13 protein-coding genes are annotated in these 16,046 nt (G+C 70.4%); 6 read left to right on the top strand and 7 right to left on the bottom strand.

Features of this window, described 5'->3' with window-relative positions; all coding sequences use genetic code 11:
• The 4 genes from ACFOVU_RS20110 to ACFOVU_RS20095 all read left to right on the top strand — a co-directional run.
• Positions 1–2,490, top strand: a 2,490-nt coding sequence (locus ACFOVU_RS20110) for an SDR family NAD(P)-dependent oxidoreductase (protein ID WP_378535890.1), incomplete at its 5' end; no start/stop codon positions are given.
• Between the two features lie 352 nt (positions 2,491–2,842).
• Positions 2,843–4,204 carry a crotonyl-CoA carboxylase/reductase gene (ccrA, locus tag ACFOVU_RS20105; RefSeq protein WP_378535888.1) on the top strand — a complete coding sequence of 454 codons (1,362 nt, stop codon included), beginning with the start codon at positions 2,843–2,845 and terminating at the stop codon, positions 4,202–4,204.
• Between the two features lie 52 nt (positions 4,205–4,256).
• Positions 4,257–4,871, top strand: a complete 615-nt coding sequence (gene rfbC / locus ACFOVU_RS20100) for a dTDP-4-dehydrorhamnose 3,5-epimerase (protein ID WP_378535886.1) — start codon at positions 4,257–4,259, stop codon at positions 4,869–4,871.
• On the top strand, positions 4,868–5,986 hold the full coding sequence (locus ACFOVU_RS20095; RefSeq protein ID WP_378535885.1) for a DegT/DnrJ/EryC1/StrS family aminotransferase: 1,119 nt from the start codon (positions 4,868–4,870) through the stop codon (positions 5,984–5,986). Before rfbC ends, ACFOVU_RS20095 begins: the two co-directional genes overlap by 4 nt.
• Before the next feature lie 99 nt (positions 5,987–6,085).
• On the opposite strand, the gene rfbB is transcribed toward ACFOVU_RS20095, so the two are convergent.
• A complete protein-coding gene (gene rfbB / locus ACFOVU_RS20090; RefSeq protein WP_378535883.1) occupies positions 6,086–7,069 on the bottom strand; it encodes a dTDP-glucose 4,6-dehydratase in 984 nt (327 codons plus the stop codon).
• A gap of 24 nt (positions 7,070–7,093) precedes the next feature.
• Positions 7,094–7,969, bottom strand: coding sequence for a glucose-1-phosphate thymidylyltransferase RfbA (gene rfbA, locus ACFOVU_RS20085; RefSeq protein ID WP_378535881.1), 876 nt, complete (start codon positions 7,967–7,969; stop codon positions 7,094–7,096).
• A gap of 360 nt (positions 7,970–8,329) precedes the next feature.
• Between rfbA and ACFOVU_RS20080 the strand changes: the two genes are divergently transcribed.
• Both ACFOVU_RS20080 and ACFOVU_RS20075 read left to right on the top strand, forming a co-directional pair.
• Positions 8,330–9,298, top strand: a complete 969-nt coding sequence (locus tag ACFOVU_RS20080; protein WP_378535879.1) for an alpha/beta hydrolase — start codon at positions 8,330–8,332, stop codon at positions 9,296–9,298.
• Between the two features lie 273 nt (positions 9,299–9,571).
• Positions 9,572–11,968, top strand: coding sequence for a penicillin acylase family protein (locus ACFOVU_RS20075; protein ID WP_378535877.1), 2,397 nt, complete (start codon positions 9,572–9,574; stop codon positions 11,966–11,968).
• Positions 11,969–12,056: 88 nt separating this feature from the next.
• On the opposite strand, the gene ACFOVU_RS20070 is transcribed toward ACFOVU_RS20075, so the two are convergent.
• From ACFOVU_RS20070 to ACFOVU_RS20050, 5 genes are all read right to left on the bottom strand, one after another.
• Positions 12,057–12,407 carry a hypothetical protein gene (locus tag ACFOVU_RS20070; protein ID WP_378535875.1) on the bottom strand — a complete coding sequence of 117 codons (351 nt, stop codon included), beginning with the start codon at positions 12,405–12,407 and terminating at the stop codon, positions 12,057–12,059.
• Between the two features lie 11 nt (positions 12,408–12,418).
• Positions 12,419–14,173 carry a polymorphic toxin-type HINT domain-containing protein gene (locus ACFOVU_RS20065; RefSeq protein ID WP_378535873.1) on the bottom strand — a complete coding sequence of 585 codons (1,755 nt, stop codon included), beginning with the start codon at positions 14,171–14,173 and terminating at the stop codon, positions 12,419–12,421.
• A 36-nt stretch (positions 14,174–14,209) separates the two neighbouring features.
• Positions 14,210–14,572, bottom strand: a complete 363-nt coding sequence (locus ACFOVU_RS20060) for a hypothetical protein (protein ID WP_378535871.1) — start codon at positions 14,570–14,572, stop codon at positions 14,210–14,212.
• Positions 14,573–14,627: 55 nt separating this feature from the next.
• Positions 14,628–15,023 carry a hypothetical protein gene (locus ACFOVU_RS20055; protein ID WP_378535869.1) on the bottom strand — a complete coding sequence of 132 codons (396 nt, stop codon included), beginning with the start codon at positions 15,021–15,023 and terminating at the stop codon, positions 14,628–14,630.
• Between the two features lie 225 nt (positions 15,024–15,248).
• Complete coding sequence (locus tag ACFOVU_RS20050; RefSeq protein ID WP_378535867.1) at positions 15,249–15,773, bottom strand: ATP-binding protein; 525 nt, start codon at positions 15,771–15,773, stop codon at positions 15,249–15,251.
• Positions 15,774–16,046: the final 273 nt, after the last annotated feature.

Raw genomic sequence — 16,046 nt, 5'->3', positions numbered from 1 at the left:
CCCGACACCCCCCTCACAGCCATGGCCCCGGCCAGTCTCGGAGACGACACCACTGCCACCGTCACCGCCACCATGAAGCCCGGCAAACCCGAACCCCACACCCTCCTCCAAGCCCTCGCCACCGCCCACACCCACGGCACCCCCACCACCTGGGCACAGGTCTTCGCCCCCACCAACGCCACCCCCACCCCCCTGCCGACCACCCCCTTCACCCACCACCACTACTGGCTCCCCAGCGAAACGAGCACCACGAAGGCCCCGGCCTCGGGTCCGGCGGTGGACGACGGGTTCTGGACGGCGCTGGAGTCCGAGGGGACGCCCTCGCTCGCCGCCCGGCTGAAGGTGGACGCGGAGGCCCTGGAGAGCGTGCTCCCGGCCCTGTCCTCCTTCCGGGACCGCGAGCGTGAGCGCGCGCTGGCCGACGGCTGGCGCTACAAGGCGGTGTGGCGCAAGGTGGCCGCCCCCGCCGCCCTCACCACCGGCACCCCGCGCGACGGAGCATGGCTGGTGGCCGTCCCCACCGCCGCCCAGAGCTCGGACGACGTCAACGCCATCGTCGACGGGCTCGCGGACCGGGGTGCGCGCGTGCACACGGTCGTCGTCGGCGGCCAGGACCGCGCGGAACTCGCGTCCACCCTGCACGCCGTGGCCAGGCCTCCGGCAACGGACAACGACGACGCACCCGACGGAACCGCACCCGCCGTCGCCGGGATCCTGTCCCTCCTCCCCCTCGACGACGCACCGCACGAGGACCACCCGACGCTCTCCCGCGGGCTGGCGGCGACGATCACCCTCATCCAGGCGCTGGCCGACGCCGAGCTGAGCGGCGCCCCCCTGTGGGTCGCCACCTCCGGCGCGGTGGCCGTCGAGGAGACGGTGGAATCGTCGCGCCCCTTCCAGACCGCCGCGTGGGGCCTCGGCGCCGTGCTGGCGCTCGACCACCCGGAGACCTGGGGCGGGCTGGTCGACGTGCCCGCCGGCCCCGAGGCGGACGACATCGCCCTGCTCCACGCCGTGCTGACCGGCGGGGACGGCGAGGACCAGGTGGCGATCCGGTCCGGTTCGCTGTTCGCCCGGCGCCTTGTGCACGCCGCCGTCGGCGGCGGCCCGGCCGACCCCGAGCAGCGGACGTGGACGCCGCGCGGGACGGTGCTGGTCACCGGAGGGACGAGCGGCGTCGGGGCCAACGTCGCACGCTGGCTCGCCCGTGAGGGCGCCGAGCGCCTGGTGCTCGTGAGCCGCCGCGGCGACGCCGCCCCGGGCGTCGGGGAGCTGACCGCAGAGCTGGCGGCCCTGGGCGCGGCGGTGGAGGTCGCCGCGTGCGACGTCACCGACCGCGAGGCGCTCCGCACCCTCCTGGACGCGCTGTCCGACGGGCCCCCGCTGACGGCGGTGATGCACGCGGCCGGGGTGGGGCACGACGACGTGCTGGTGCCCGACACCTCCCCCGGCGACTTCGCGGGCTTCGGCCGGGCCAAGGTCGCCGGCGCGATCAACCTGGACGAGCTGCTGGGCGACGACCGGCCGCTGGACGCCTTCGTGATGTTCTCCTCGGTGTCCGCCGTGTGGGGCTCCGGCGGGCAGGCCCCCTACGCCGCGGCCAACGCGTTCCTCGACGGGCTGGCGCAGCGGCGCCGGGCCCGCGGGCTCGCGGGCTCCTCGATCGCCTGGGGCGGCTGGGGCGGCGGCGGCATGATGGACGCGTCCGTCCAGGCGCACATGGGCCGGTTCGGGATGCGGCCCATGGAGCCCGGCGCCGCGGCGAGCGCGATCGGGCGGGCGCTGGGGCGGGGCGACCACAGCCTGGTGGTGACCGACATCGACTGGGAGCGGTTCGCCCCGGCCTTCGGCCTGTCCCGGCCGCGCCCGCTGATGGGGTCCATCCCCGAGTTCGCCCAGGCGCTCAGCGAGCCGGCCGGGGCCTCCGGTCCCGGTGACAGCGGGGAGCCCGACAGCGCGGCGTTCGCGAAGCGGCTGGCGGACCTGTCGCCGGCCGAGCAGGAGCGCACGGTGGTCGCGCTGGTGCGGTCGGCGGCGGCGGGGGTGCTCGGCCACGACTCCGACGACCCGGTGCGGCCGGACCGGGCGTTCAACGAGCTCGGCTTCGACTCGCTGACGGCGGTGGAGCTGCGCAACCGGCTCCGGCAGGCCACCGGGGTGAAGCTGCCGGCGACGCTGGTCTTCGACCACCCCACGCCCAACGCGCTCGCCCGGTTCATGCTGGAGCGGCTGGCTCCGCGGGGCGCGGGGTCGGCGGCGTCGATCCTCGACCGGCTCGGCGAGGTGGAGGTGCTGCTGCGGGAGCAGACCCTGTCGGCCGGTGAGCGGGCGCGGCTCGGCGACCGGTTCCGGGCGCTGCTCAACGCCGCCGAGGCGGTGAACGGCCAGGCCGGCGATGGCGCCGGTGCCGATGACGCGGGGCAGGACGTCGACGGCCTCTCCGACGACGAGCTCTTCGCCGCCCTGGACGACGAGCTCGGCACGGCCTGAACCGCCGCCCGCCGGGCGGCCCGCCCTCCCCCTCTCCCCGGCGGCCGGGACCGAACGCGGTCCCGGCCGCCGGGCCGTTCCGGGGTCGCCCGTCGGGCCGCCACCACCCCTGCCGGGAAAAGGGGGCGGATACGGATCAAGGAGCGAGTAGGGGAACCGTAGGGGTTGGTGGGGCCTGCCCCGAAAAATAGTGTTGCTGTGCATTCACGGCCCCATTCCAACGATCCCTGCAACGGAAACGGCCGCTGCACGGAATTCTCCGCGGCCACCGGGACCGCCTCTCTCCGATCATGACCGGTTCGGCAGCGTGCACCCATGACGGAAATCACCGATCTCCCTCTGAGGAAAATCAATGAAGGAAATCGCAGACGTCCTACTGTCAGAGGAATTCACAGCGGAGCAGCTTGACCGGATCCCCGTCCCCGAGAGCTACCGGGGGGCGGTCGTCCACGAGGACGACGCCGACATGTTCACCGGCATCCCGGTCAAGCACCGCGATCCCGCGAAGGCGCTGTCCCTGCGGGATGTCCCCACGCCCGAGCCCGGCCCCGGCGAGGCGCTGGTCGCGGTCATGGCGAGCAGCATCAACTACAACACCGTGTGGAGCTCCATCTTCGAACCCGCCCCCACGTTCGGGTTCCTGAAGCGCTACGCGAAGTCGGTCGACTCAGCGGGGATCCACGACCAGCCGTTCCACGTGCTCGGCTCGGACCTGTCGGGCGTCGTGCTGAAGACCGGGCCGGGCGCCGGGCGGTGGCGGGCCGGCGACAAGGTCGTGGCGCACTGCCTGTCCGTTGAGCTCTCCTCTGCCGACGGCCATGACGACAGCATGCTCGACCCGGACCAGCGCATCTGGGGCTACGAGACCAACTACGGCGGGCTCGCCCAGCTCAGCCTGGTGAAGTCCAACCAGCTCATGCCCAAGCCGGCCCACCTGACATGGGAGGAGTCGGCGGCCTCGGGCCTGGTGAACTCCACGGCCTACCGCCAGCTCGTCTCGCGCAACGGGGCGCGGATCAAGCTCGGCGACGTGGTGCTCATCTGGGGCGCCGCGGGCGGCCTGGGCTCGTATGCGACCCAGATCGCGCTGCGCGCGGGCGCGACCCCGGTGTGCGTCGTCTCCAGCGGGCGCAAGGCGGAACTGGTCCGCTCACAGGGCGCCGAGCTGGTCATCGACCGGGCCGCGGAGGACTACCGGTTCTGGAAGGACCCCGAGACCCCCGACCCCAAGGAGTGGCGGCGCTTCGGGGCGCGGATCCGCGAGCTGACCGGCGGCCGCGACCCCGATGTGGTGTTCGAGCACCCGGGCCGGGAGACGATGGGCGCCAGCGTCTACGTCGCACGGCGCGGCGGCACCATCGTGACCTGCGCCTCCACCTCCGGCTATCAGCACCACTACGACAACCGCTACCTGTGGATGGGGCTGAAGCGGATCGTCGGCACGCACTTCGCGAACTACCGGGAGGCGTGGGAGGCAAACCGGCTCATCGCCGACGGGACGATCCACCCCACGCTGTCCGCTGTGTACGGGCTCGACGACGTCGGGCTGGCCACGCGCCGGGTGCACGGGAACGCGCACAGCGGCAAGGTCGGGGTCCTCGGCCTGGCCCCGCGGCCCGGCCTGGGGGTCGACGACCCGGAGCTGCGCGCCCGCCACGTCGATGCGATCCACCGCTTCCGCGAGGGCGACCCGAATTCCGTCACCACCGGCTAGTCCGCTCTGCACTGAACTGCATCGCACCGCTCCGCACATGGAAATGACGCGAATGAATATTTCCGAGATCGATCTCGTCGACAATTTCCTCGTCACACCGAAAATCATCCCCGATGACCGCGGGTATTTCCTGGAGACGTTCAGCCAGCGGGCGTTCCAGGAGAATTTCGGTCATAAGCTCTCCGTCGCCCAGGTGAACTGTTCCCTGTCGAAGCGCGGCACCATCCGCGGCATGCACGCCGTGGCGCTGCCGGGGCAGGCGCGCTACGTCATGTGCGTCCAGGGGGCCGTCACCGACATCGCGCTCGACATCCGGGTGGGGTCGCCGACCTTCGGCCGGCACCAGGCGGTGACGCTGAGCGCCGAGAACCGCCACGCCCTCTACCTCCCCGAGGGCATGGCGCACGGGTTCTCCCCGCTCACCGATGAGGCGACCGTCGTCTACCTGTGCTCGGCCCCGTGGAACCCGGGGGCGGAGTTCATCATCAACGCCACCGACCCGGAGCTGGACCTGCCCTGGCCGGAGGGCCACGAGCTCCTGCTCTCGGACAAGGACCGGGCCGCGCCGTCCTTCCGCGAGGCCCGCGAACGGGGGCTGCTGCCCGGCTACGCCGCGTGCCGCGAGGTCTACGATGCCCTCGCCAAGTCCGAGGAGGGGGCGCGATGACGATCCCGATGTTCCGGGTCGCCATGGCCAAGGACGCGCCCGAGCGCGCCGCCGAGGTCCTCTCCAGCGGCAGCATCGGGCAGGGGGCCAAGGTCGAGGAGTTCGAGGTGGGGATCGCGGCGAAGATCGGCAATGACCGCGTCGCCACGGTCAACAGCGCCACCTCGGGGCTCCACCTGGCGCTGCACCTGCTCGCCGGTGCCGACGACGACGGCCGGGGGGAGGTGCTGACCACCCCGCTGACCATGGAGGCGACCAACTGGACGATCCTGGCCAACCGGCTGCGCCTCAAGTGGGTGGACATCGACCCGGCCACGCTCAACGTGGACCTCGACGACGTCGCCCGCAAGATCACGCCCCACACGCGGGCGATCGTGGTGGTGCACTTCGCCGGCTACCCGGTCGACCTCGACCGGCTGCGGGAGATCGTCGACCAGGCCGAGGAGCGGTTCGGGATCCGGCCCGCGGTGATCGAGGACTGTGCGCACGCCTGGGGCGCCGCCTACCGCGGCGCCCCGATCGGCTCCCACGGCAACACGTGCGTGTTCAGCTTCCAGGCCATCAAGCACCTGACCGCCGGCGACGGCGGCGCGCTCGTCCTGCCCACCGACGAGCTGCACCGGCGGGCCCGGCGGCTGCGCTGGTTCGGGATCGACCGCACGGCCGACCGGCTGCGCAACCCGCCCGATGTGACGGAGTGGGGCTACAAGTTCCACATGACCGACATCAACGCGGCGATCGGCCTGGCGAACCTGGGCCCGGCCGACGGTGTCGTGGCGCGCCACAAGGACAATGCGGCGTTCTTCGACCGGGAGCTGGCGGGCGTCCCCGGGGTCGAGCTCACCGAGCGGGCGCCCGGCCACGATTCGTCGTTCTGGGTGTACCCGATGAAGGTGGACGACCGCGAGGGGTTCATGAAGCGCATGGACGAGGCCGGGATCATGACCGGCAACATCCACGCGCGCAACGACGTCCACACGGCCGTGCGGGAGTTCCGCACGATCCTGCCCGGACTGGACCGGGTGGCCCCGCGCATCGTCGGCATCCCCGTCGGCTCGTGGGTGACCGACGAGCAGCGCGGATACATCGCCGAGACGATCAAGGCCGGTTGGTGAATCCAGCGGCGTGACGGCTTCGGCCCCGCCCGGCCGGGCGGGGCCGAAGCCGTTCCCCGTGTTCTTTCCTCTGTGTAGGCGCGTGCCCCATCCCCGTGCTCACGCCCGCTGCGCCGCGAGCTCCCACCAGTCCGGGTTGTCGAGGTACCAGCGCACGGTCCCGGCCAGCCCCTCGTCGAGAGGGACCTCGGGGCGGTAGCCCAGCTCCCGGGTGACCTTGGAGTGGTCCACCGAGTACCGGAGGTCGTGTCCCGGCCGGTCCGCGACGCGCTGCACCGCCGACCAGTCCGCCCCCATGATGTCCAGCAGCCGGCCGGTCAGCTCGCGGTTGGTCAGCTCCGTACCGCCGCCGATGTTGTAGACCTCCCCGGGGCGGCCCTCCGCCGCCACCAGGGCGATGGCCCGGCAGTGGTCGTCGACGTGCAGCCAGTCCCGCACGTTGACCCCTTCGCCGTACAGCGGCACGGGGACGCCGCGCGCGAGGTTGGTGACGGCCTTGGGGATGAACTTCTCGGGGTGCTGGCGCGGGCCGTAGTTGTTGGAGCAGCGCGTGATGCGCACGTCGAGTCCGTGGGTCCGGTGGTAGGCGCGCGCGATGAGGTCCGAGGACGCCTTGGAGGCGGAGTACGGCGAGTTGGGTTCCAGCGGGCACGTCTCCGACCACGACCCCTCCGCGATCGAGCCGTAGACCTCGTCGGTCGACACGTGCACGAACCGGCCGACCCCGGCTTCGAGGGCGCACTGGAGCAGGGTGTGGGTGCCCACGACGTTGGTGGTGATGAACTCGGCGGAACCGCTGATCGACCGGTCCACGTGCGACTCCGCGGCGAAGTGCACCACCAGGTCGACCCCGTCCAACAGGGACGCCACCAGCCCCCGGTCGACGATGTCGCCCCGCGTGAAGTCCAGCCGGGGGTCGTCGGCCACGTCGGCGAGGTTGCCCGGGTTGCCCGCGTAGGTGAGCTTGTCGAGGACGGTGACGTGGGCGCCCTTCTGCTCCGGGTAGCGCCCCTCCAGCACCCGGCGCACATAGTTCGATCCGATGAAGCCCGCCCCGCCTGTCACGAGGATGCGCTCGGCCACGGTGGTCCTGCCCTTCAGCTCAGCTCAACGTCGGAATTCCTCCGCCACGCGCATCACGTAGCGCCCGTAGCGGGACTTCGCCAGCTCCTCGCCCCGCCGGTAGCAGGCGTCGGCGTCGATGAACCCCTTGCGCAGCGCCACCTCTTCGAGGACGGCGATGCCTACACCCTGCCGCTCCTCGACCGTCCGCACGTACTGGCCGGCCTGCGCCAGCGACTCGTGGGTGCCGGTGTCCAGCCAGGCGAAGCCGCGGCCCAGGTTGACCAGCTTGGCCTTGCCCCGCTCCATGTAGACCCGGTTGAGGTCGGAGATCTCCAGCTCCCCGCGCGCGGAGGGGCGCAGGTTCTTCGCGATGTCCACGACCTCGTTGTCGTAGAAGTACAGGCCGGTGATGGCGAGGTTGGACTTCGGCTCGGCGGGCTTCTCCTCGATCGAGACGAGGCGGCCCGCGGCGTCGACCTCGCCGACGCCGTAGCGCTGCGGGTCGCCGACCGGGTAGCCGAACAGCACGCAGCCGTCGACGTCGCCGCTGTGCTCCTCCATGACCGCGGAGAACGCGTTGCCGTGGAAGATGTTGTCGCCGAGCACCAGGGCGCTGGAGTCGTCCCCGATGTGCCCGGCCCCGATGATGAACGCCTCGGGCAGGCCGTTGGGGCTGGGCTGCACCGCGTAGTCGATGCTGATCCCGTAGCGGGAGCCGTCGCCGAGCAGGCGCCGGAACTGGTCCACGGACTCCGGCGCGCAGATGATCAGGACGTCCCGGACGTCGGCGAGCATGAGGACCGACAGCGGGTAGTAGACCATCGGCTTGTCATGGACCGGCAGGAGCTGTTTGGAGACGGTCAGGGTCACCGGGTGGAGCCGTGTCCCCGAGCCTCCGGCGAGGATGATGCCTTTCACCGTCGTTCCCGTCTTCTCGCTGTTCGGCACAGGCGGGGTCGGATGACTCCGGCCGGGTCGTCGTTGGCCCGGCGAGGTCGAAGCTAGGCGAGCGGGGGCGGGCGGGACCAGACCCGGGATCGGAGTTAGGGGGCGTTTCCCCGTGTTCTGGGGTCGGGCGAGGGCATCGGCCGGCGACCGGTAGTGCCGTGGTCCCGGGACCGTCCGGAGCCGGGCGCGGGGGCGACGGGGCGCGGGGGCGACGGGGCGCGGGCGCAGCGGGACCACCGGTCGCCGGGCGCGCCGTCCGGCCGCGGGAGCGCCCCGACGGCGCCCGTCCGGCGGATGACCGGGGGCCGTCCCGGCGGCAAGCATGGGCCCATGCGCTACAACATCGATCCCGAACTCGCCCCCTGGGCGGCGCTGATCCCCGATGTCGAGCTGGCCGACGTCGTCGACCGCGTGATCACGCTCAGCCCCGAAGAGGAGGCGGAGTTCCACGCCAAGCTCCCCCGCTACACGCCGACCCAGGCCGTGGACATCGCCGACCGCGAGATCCCCGGCCCACCGGACGCGCCGCCGGTCCGGGTGCGCGTCTACGCGCCGACCGCGCCGCGCCCGCCCAGACCCGCTCTGCTGTACATGCACGGCGGCGGGTTCGTCACCTCCGACATGGTCGTCTTCGACGCCCGGTGCACCGAGATCGCCGACCGGGTCGACGCGGTCGTGGTGTCGGTCGACTACCGGATCTCCCCCGCGACGCCGTTCCCGGGTGCGCTGGAGGACGTCCACGCCTCGCTGCGGTGGCTGCACGGGGCGGCGGGCGAGCTCGGCGTCGACACCGGGCGGATCGCGGTCGGCGGGGACAGCGCCGGCGGCAACCTCTCCGCGGCGGTCTGCCTGCTCACCCGCGACCGCGGCGGGCCGCCGGTGTGCTTCCAGTTCCTGGACGTCCCCGTCCTGGATGACCGGATGACGACGCCGTCGGTGCGGGACTACGCCGACACCCCGGGGTGGAACGGGCGCAACACCAGGGCCATGTGGCGGTACTACCTCACCGGCGGGCCCGAGCCGGGCGGGCCGGACGTGCCCCCCTACGCCGCACCCATGCGGGCCGAGGACCTGACCGGGCTGCCTCCGGCACTGGTCGTGGTCGCCCAGTACGATCCGCTGCGCGACGAGGGGATCGGCTATGCGCAGCGGCTGTCGCACGCCGGGGTGCCCACGGAGCTCGTCCAGTACTCGGGGACGTTCCACGGGGCCTCGGTCGTCGCCCACACCGACATCACCCGGAAGATGAACGACGACATGGTCTTCTCGCTGCGCCGGGGCATGCGGGCCGACCAGTAGCTTCGCCCGGCCCTCGCGGCCACTCGGGGTGGAGGTGGGGGCGACTACGGGTACCTGCGCCCCGGCCCGCGGCGCAAGCTGAGGCCATGGTCAGACCCGACCACCGACATCCGGCTCCGTGATCCCGGGCCCGGACACCCGGACGCCCGTCCCCCGACCCGGGGGGTCGGGCGTCCGGCATCTGGGTCCGCTTCCCCTTGTGGGCAAGGGGTTCCGAGGCCGTGGGGTGCCGGTTACACTCGCCGTCCACTCCCCGTGACACCGAGGAGCAGAATGCGGAAACGCCGGATCGTCGCCGGAGCCCTCATCACCGCAGGAATCGTCAGCGCCCCCCTTCTCGTCACGCCGGGCACGCCCGCATCGGCCGACCCCGCAAGCCAGGACGTCGTACTACCGGGGCTGAACGGAGAGGTCGAGATCTCCGTCGACACCTCCGGGGTCCCGCACATCTATGCGGACGACAACGACGACCTCTTCTTCGCCCAGGGTGTGAACGTCGCCCGGGACCGCCTTTTCCAGATCGACCTCCAGCGCCGCCGCGGCCTCGGGGAGCTGTCCGAGGTGCTCGGTCCCCGGTTCGTGGACCAGGACCGTGCGACGCGGCTCTTCCTCTACCGCGGCGACATGGAGGCGGAGTGGGCGAGCTACGGCCCGGACGCGCGTTCGGCCGCCGAGCGGTTCACCGCGGGCATCAACGCCTACATCGACTGGCTGGACGACCAGCCCGGCGGGCTTCCCCCGGAATTCGAGGAGCTGGGGTACGAGCCGGGCTACTGGGAGCCCGAGGACGTGGTGCGGATCCGCTCCAACGGCCTCATCGCGAACGTGAGCAGCGAGGTGCAGCGCGCGCGGGTCGCCTGCGAGGCCGGGATCGACGTGGACCGGCTGCGGATCCGGCTCTCACCCGAGCACGAGGTGTCGGTGCCCGAAGGGCTGGACCCCTGCTCCGTTCCCGCCGATGTCCTCAGCGTCTACTACCTGGCCACCACAGGGGTCAACTTCAACGCCCCGGCCGGTACCGGGTCCGTCGGCGGCGTCGCCTACTCCGGGCCCTTGGCCGAGGGCAGCAACAGCTGGGCGGTCTCACCCGAGCGCACCTCGACGGGGCGGCCGATCCTCGCCGGCGACCCGCACCGCGCGCTGAACGCCCCCTCGCTGCGCAGCATCGTGCACCTCTCCTCACCGGAGATGGACGTGATCGGGGCGGGCGAGCCGACGCTGCCCGGTGTGTCCATGGGGCACAACGGGACGGCGGCGTTCGGCCTCACGATCTTCGGCGCGGACCAGCAGGACCTGTACGTCTACGAACTCGACCCCGACGACCCCTCCCGGTACCGCTACGGCGACGGCTGGGAGGAGATGACCACCATCACCGAGGAGGTCCCGGTCGCGGGCGAGGACCCGCGGACCGTGGAACTGGCGTACACCCGGCACGGGCCGGTGATCCGGACGGACGAGGACAGCGGGCTCGCGTTCGCGGTTCGCAGCACCTGGTCGGAGCCGGGGACCGCCGCCTACTTCGGCGGGATGAAGATGATGGAGGTGACGGACTTCGAGGGGTTCCGCGAGGTCATGAGCCAGTGGGGCGGGCCTCCGCTGAATTTCACCTACGCGGACACCGAGGGGGACATCGGCTGGTCTCCGGGCGCGCTGATCCCCGAGCGGTCGGGGGAGGGCTACGACGGTTTGCTGCCCGTGCCCGGCGACGGGCGCTACGAGTGGGACGGCTTCCTCGACGGCTCGACGCTGCCGTCGCAGCACAACCCGGAGCGGGGGTTCGTCGCAACGGCCAACGAGTACAACATGCCCGAGGACAGCCCGGTGCGGGTGGGCTACGAGTGGCCGGCCCCCTACCGGCACGAGCGGATCTCCGATGTGCTGGCCGACGACGACGATTCCTCACTGGCCACCTCGACGGCGCTGCAAAGCGACAAGGTCGACGTGTCGACGGATCAGCTCCTCCCGCTGCTGGAGGGGCTTGAAGGCGAGGGGTCCGCGGCGGAGGGCCTGGAACTGCTGCGGGCATGGGACCGTGAGGCCGGCGCCGACTCCGCGGGGGCGGCGCTGTACGAGACCTGGTTCACGCTCTACCTGGGGCCGCAGTTCTTCCGGGCGGTGTCCCCTGAGCTCGCCGAAATCCTGCCCTACCCGCTGCATCCGCCGGCGCTGACGGACGCGCTCTGGAACCCGGACGAGTGGCTGGACGAGGAGGACCCCGAGGCCGCCCGCGACCGGATCCTGCTGGAATCGCTGGGCGACGCCTATGACCAGCTCGCCCGCGATTGGGGAGGCGAAGACCCCGCACAGTGGCGCTGGGGCAACCTGCAAAGCACGACGTTCAACCACCCGCTGAGCCGCTACTCGGTGGGCCCCTTCGAGCGGGGCGGAACGGCGAACACCGTGGACGCCTCGTCCTACACCCCCACCAGCACCGACCCCCTCCGCTTCGCCCAGGTCTCGGGCGCCTCGTTCAAGATGGTCCTCGACGTCGGCGACTGGGACAACTCCCAAGCGATCAACACCCCAGGCCAGTCGGGCGACCCCCGCAGCCCCCACTACGACGACCTCGTCCCGCTGTGGCGGAACGGTGAGTACTTCCCCCTCCACTACACCCGAGAGGCGGTCGACGAGAACACGGAGGAAGTAATCGTCCTCCGACCTGAGGAGTAGGCACCACGCTCCTGCCACCGGCGGAACGCCGCCGGTGGCAGGAGCGTGCCTGGTCGACGCGCATACCGGCGCTAATTTCGCACGGGCGTCAACGACCACCCCGTTTCTTCATTTTCTCTTCGAGATAATTAGATATTATGATCGAGGAAAAATGCGGACCCTTTTTTTCATCGAGAAACGATCTTAAATTTTGAAACAAAGTCTCCGATTCACCCCCACCCTCATCGCGTCCGGAAATTTGCGAAATCATCTCCGGCCAAGCAAGATTCGCTTCGAAGCCATGCTTCAATGCCAGCCACTGTGGAAACCCCGCCAGAAGCCCCCACTCATTCCCTGCATCACACCCCATGATGAAGGCAACATACTCCCGATAGCCACCGGACAGCCCATAGCTTCCAGGTCGCCTCTGGATATCGTGAATCAGTCTGACGTAATCCATGTTTCCTCTAGCTACTCTGGAAGCTTAGTGAATTCGAGATCTTCGCCGTATTGCCATAGGTCGCGATATTCATCGAGAGGAACCCCAGTCCTCCCACTGAAGGCATCGTAGACTCTGCCATCCTTGATGACGACGTCGTGGTGCCCCCACCCCGTATCATTATTTCGATATTGGCCAAGATATGGGGCACCCAGGGAGTCCGTGATCCGGTACCTGTCCCCTCCGATCGCCTGCTGGATATCGACGGCGACGTCTTCGCAGCCACTGCTTCCACAAATTTCGTTCGGATCTCTGGGCTCCCAGTCCTCACCGAGATCGCCGCATCCGCGGTTATCGTTGTGGCTGAGGACCTCCGTCCCTCCGACTACTGCATAGTAGGTGTGAAGATCCTCGACAGTGAGATTGTGGACTCGCTGGTCTTCGGCCGTGTCGACGCCAATGGCAGTGACCTTGACCCATGTGCCGGTGGAGCTGCGGAGCCAAGTGCCCGGCTCTAGGTCGATGGCGTCGGTCCACTCGGCCGTCTCCGAGACCCAGAACGGGTGTTGGTCGGTGGCGGTGATCTTGTCCGTTGTTCCATCGCCCGCGTCGATGCCGATCGTGACGAGGGTCTTCTCCCCCGCGCCCGTGATGGTGTCGGTGACCTCGCGGGGGCCTTCCTCGCCCGTCAGTGGGTCGAGGGCCAAGACCTCGTCGCCGACGTCCACGTCTTGGATGGGCAGGGTGGAGCCGTCGGCCAGCAGGACCGGGGTGCCCGGCACGAAGCTGTTGCCCGGCGGGCACGACGCGCCGTCCTGCTGATCGTCGTCCTCATTGTTCTCCTCGTCCTCGTTGCGGTTCTGGCCCGAGGCCTGTTCCTGCCCGGAGGAGTCCTGTTGATCGTCCTGGCCGCCGCGGTGGCCGTCCGGGGTGAGGCCGCGCAACCGGTCGATGGGGTTGATGAGGTTGCCGAAGAGGTTCCACGCCGCACGGCCGTGGGCGGCACCGCGGTCGCCCTCGTCCAGGGCCTGCATGGCAACGTCATCGAAGTAGGAGTCGCGGAACCCCCGGTAGGCGCCGCCCACCGAGATCGGGTCGCGCCACAGGGTGTCGGCGAAGGCGTCGCCCACCCACCCGCCGAGAGCAGCGCCATAGCGTCCGTTGTCCCACCGCGTGGAGAAGCGTTCGTTGGTGGCTTCGGCGATCTCGTCGCGTCGCTGATTGACGTAGTCGACGGCGCCGTCGACCGCCTGGCCCGCCTCCACCGCCTGGTCACGGAGGTATCCGCCCGGGGAGTCGGTGAAGTCCCCCCACTCCTGTTGCGTTTCCTCCCACGACTCGCGGGCGCCGTCCATGAAGGAGTCGCCGAAACTGCCGCCGTACCCCGCGTAGTAGATACGCGGCTCGGTGCCGTCGCCGGTGTCGGTGAACGCCGGCCCCGTCTGCGCGTCGCCCGGGTTGGGGTTGTCAGCGGTGTCGAACCCTGGGCCCTGGTCGTCGGCGTCGGTGTCCCCGTCCGCAGACGGAGCGTCGGGGGCGCCGGGCACGTCAGCGCCATCGCCGGGTGCGTCGTCGCCGTCCGCCTGTTGTTCCGGTTCGCCCTCGCCGTCGACCGAGTTGAGCGCGTTGTCGATGAGCCCCGTGACGCGGCCAGGGATTCCGGCGCTCAGGACGACGGAGGCGATGGCGGCCACCAGGAGAATGACTGCGCCGTATTCGACGAAGTTGGCGCCGCGTTCGGGGTCGTGGATTTTGCGCAGCAACGTATCACCGGCCTTGGCGGCCAACACGTGAGAGGGGGGAGGCGGGGGGAAAGCGTGTGGTTACCCGACCGGGGTGCTGAAGTAGGCGCGGGAAGGGGCGCGCAGGAGGTACACGAGGGCGATGACGGGCAGGATCAGCTGGGTGATGCCGGCCAGACTGCCGCCGAGGAAGACCCCGACGGACCAGAGGCTGCGGATCACGAGCAGGACGAGGATCGACCACATGAGCACCCGCCCGCCCTTGGGGATCCGCAGCCCGAAGGCGAGGCAGAACACCCCGGGCCAGCAGGTCAACACCAGTTCGGCGTGCACGGCGGGGTCGATCGGCCAGAAGTTCATGACGACGGTGACGCCGTAGAACGCGGCCATGACGAAGAGGACGACCCGGACGGTTTTCACCTCGCCGGGCATTTCACGGCGCATGGGGGATCCTCGTTGACGTCGACATTTGGGGGTATTGCAAACGGTAGCGACCGTATCACCCGATGACGACATCTTTTCGGCGCCACTCGCGCGGGCTCCCCCGGTCGGCGGCGCCGACGACTCTGAGGCGTCGCCCCGACCACGGGCGGACGCGCGCGGGCCGCGGCCGGTCTGCGGGCTGGACGCGATCGCGCTGAACGACGGAAGCGCGGCGCTGGGCCGAGCGCATCGGCTCGTCAGCCGGGGAACTCAGCCGGACCATGGCCGGCAGGGTGCGGATGTCGGCGCTTTCGACCAGGCCATCGGCCGTCGCCGCCCAGTAGGAGTGGGTGGCTTCGCCGAACCAGACGACGAGACCCGGGTAGCGGCGGCGGAGCGCCGCGGCCTTCCTGTGCTCCACGGCGAATTCGGCGCGCTGCCCGCCGACGAGCGGCTGGCGGGCGGCGCGCACATCCCGGCAGCTCCAGTGGGAGCAGTGTCGGCAGGCGGCCCCTGCGAATTCATGGACTCCGCCTGCGAGGGGCGTGGGAGAAGGACTAGCGTGAGGCATCGATTCCAGCTCTTTCTTGGTTGTTGGCTACGGGATCGTCGGCCGGGGCGGTGAGTGGACACCGCCCCGGCCGTCCGCTTCCCGGTGCCGTCCGGCCGGGTCAGGAGCGTCGGAGACGCAGGTCTGTCAGAGGCCGGGCCAAGCGCTGTCGGCGAGGTCGTAGGCGAGGAAGAACCACACGTGCCGGTAGCCGGGCCGACCGTTGTCGCCCCACGAGGTGGCGAGGGCGTCCACGAGCCCCAGTCCGCGGCGGCTTTCGGCGAACAGGCAGGCGTCCGGAGACGGGGCCGACAGGTGGTCGAGCTCCCTGGAAGGCGGAATGGAGCCGTCCTCGACTCCGTCGTCGCGGCAGGTGAGCTTCAGGCCCTCCGTGGAGCGGTCGACCCGGAGCGTGTATGTGCCGCCCGGCCCGCCGGAGCGCGAATGCCGGATGGCGTTGACCGCGAGTTCCGTCCCCAGCAGGTCGAAGACGTAGCGGTAGTCATCGTCCCGGTCGGCCGCGCACGACCGGAGAAACGCGTGGACGAGGGGCATCAGCACGAGATCACCCCGGAAGTCGAAGGCACGCCGGGTGAAGCGAGGCGGGTCGGCCTGCGGGGCGAAGTAGTGCTCTTTCTGCCACGGGACGACGAGACCGAGTGGGATAGTCACGGAAGGTAGCGACGAGAGGGCAGCCTGAACGGACATATGGACTCCTCCGATACGTGGTGAGGGCGTCGGGGCGTACTGGGGGGAGATGCGGCGCCCGCGGGTCGGTCCGTTCAGAGGTTCCAAGGACAAGGGCGGCAGGCGCTGGCTACGGTGGCGACCGCACACCTAGAGTAGAAGTGAATCTCATCTTCTTCAAGTCAATGAGTGAGATTCACTGAATCCTTTCGCGGCTAGACTCGGTGCCCATGCAGCACCTCCACAGCCCAACGATCC

This window comes from Nocardiopsis sediminis, assembly GCF_042650565.1.
In the GTDB taxonomy this organism is placed as follows: Bacteria; Actinomycetota; Actinomycetes; order Streptosporangiales; family Streptosporangiaceae; genus Nocardiopsis_B; species Nocardiopsis_B sediminis.
Note: the sequence above shows the minus strand (reverse complement) of the source record. Positions and strands in the feature narration are given on the sequence as shown.

What these genes read in the sequence shown, in the direction of transcription:
- ACFOVU_RS20060 (WP_378535871.1), bottom strand. Translation starts at nt 14,572, where the DNA reads ATGCGCCGTGAAATGCCCGGCGAGGTGAAAACCGTCCGGGTCGTCCTC.
- ACFOVU_RS20070 (WP_378535875.1), bottom strand. Translation starts at nt 12,407, where the DNA reads ATGGATTACGTCAGACTGATTCACGATATCCAGAGGCGACCTGGAAGC.
- ACFOVU_RS20075 (WP_378535877.1), top strand. Translation starts at nt 9,572, where the DNA reads ATGCGGAAACGCCGGATCGTCGCCGGAGCCCTCATCACCGCAGGAATC.
- ACFOVU_RS20095 (WP_378535885.1), top strand. Translation starts at nt 4,868, where the DNA reads ATGACGATCCCGATGTTCCGGGTCGCCATGGCCAAGGACGCGCCCGAG.
- rfbC (WP_378535886.1), top strand. Translation starts at nt 4,257, where the DNA reads ATGAATATTTCCGAGATCGATCTCGTCGACAATTTCCTCGTCACACCG.
- ccrA (WP_378535888.1), top strand. Translation starts at nt 2,843, where the DNA reads ATGAAGGAAATCGCAGACGTCCTACTGTCAGAGGAATTCACAGCGGAG.
- ACFOVU_RS20080 (WP_378535879.1), top strand. Translation starts at nt 8,330, where the DNA reads ATGCGCTACAACATCGATCCCGAACTCGCCCCCTGGGCGGCGCTGATC.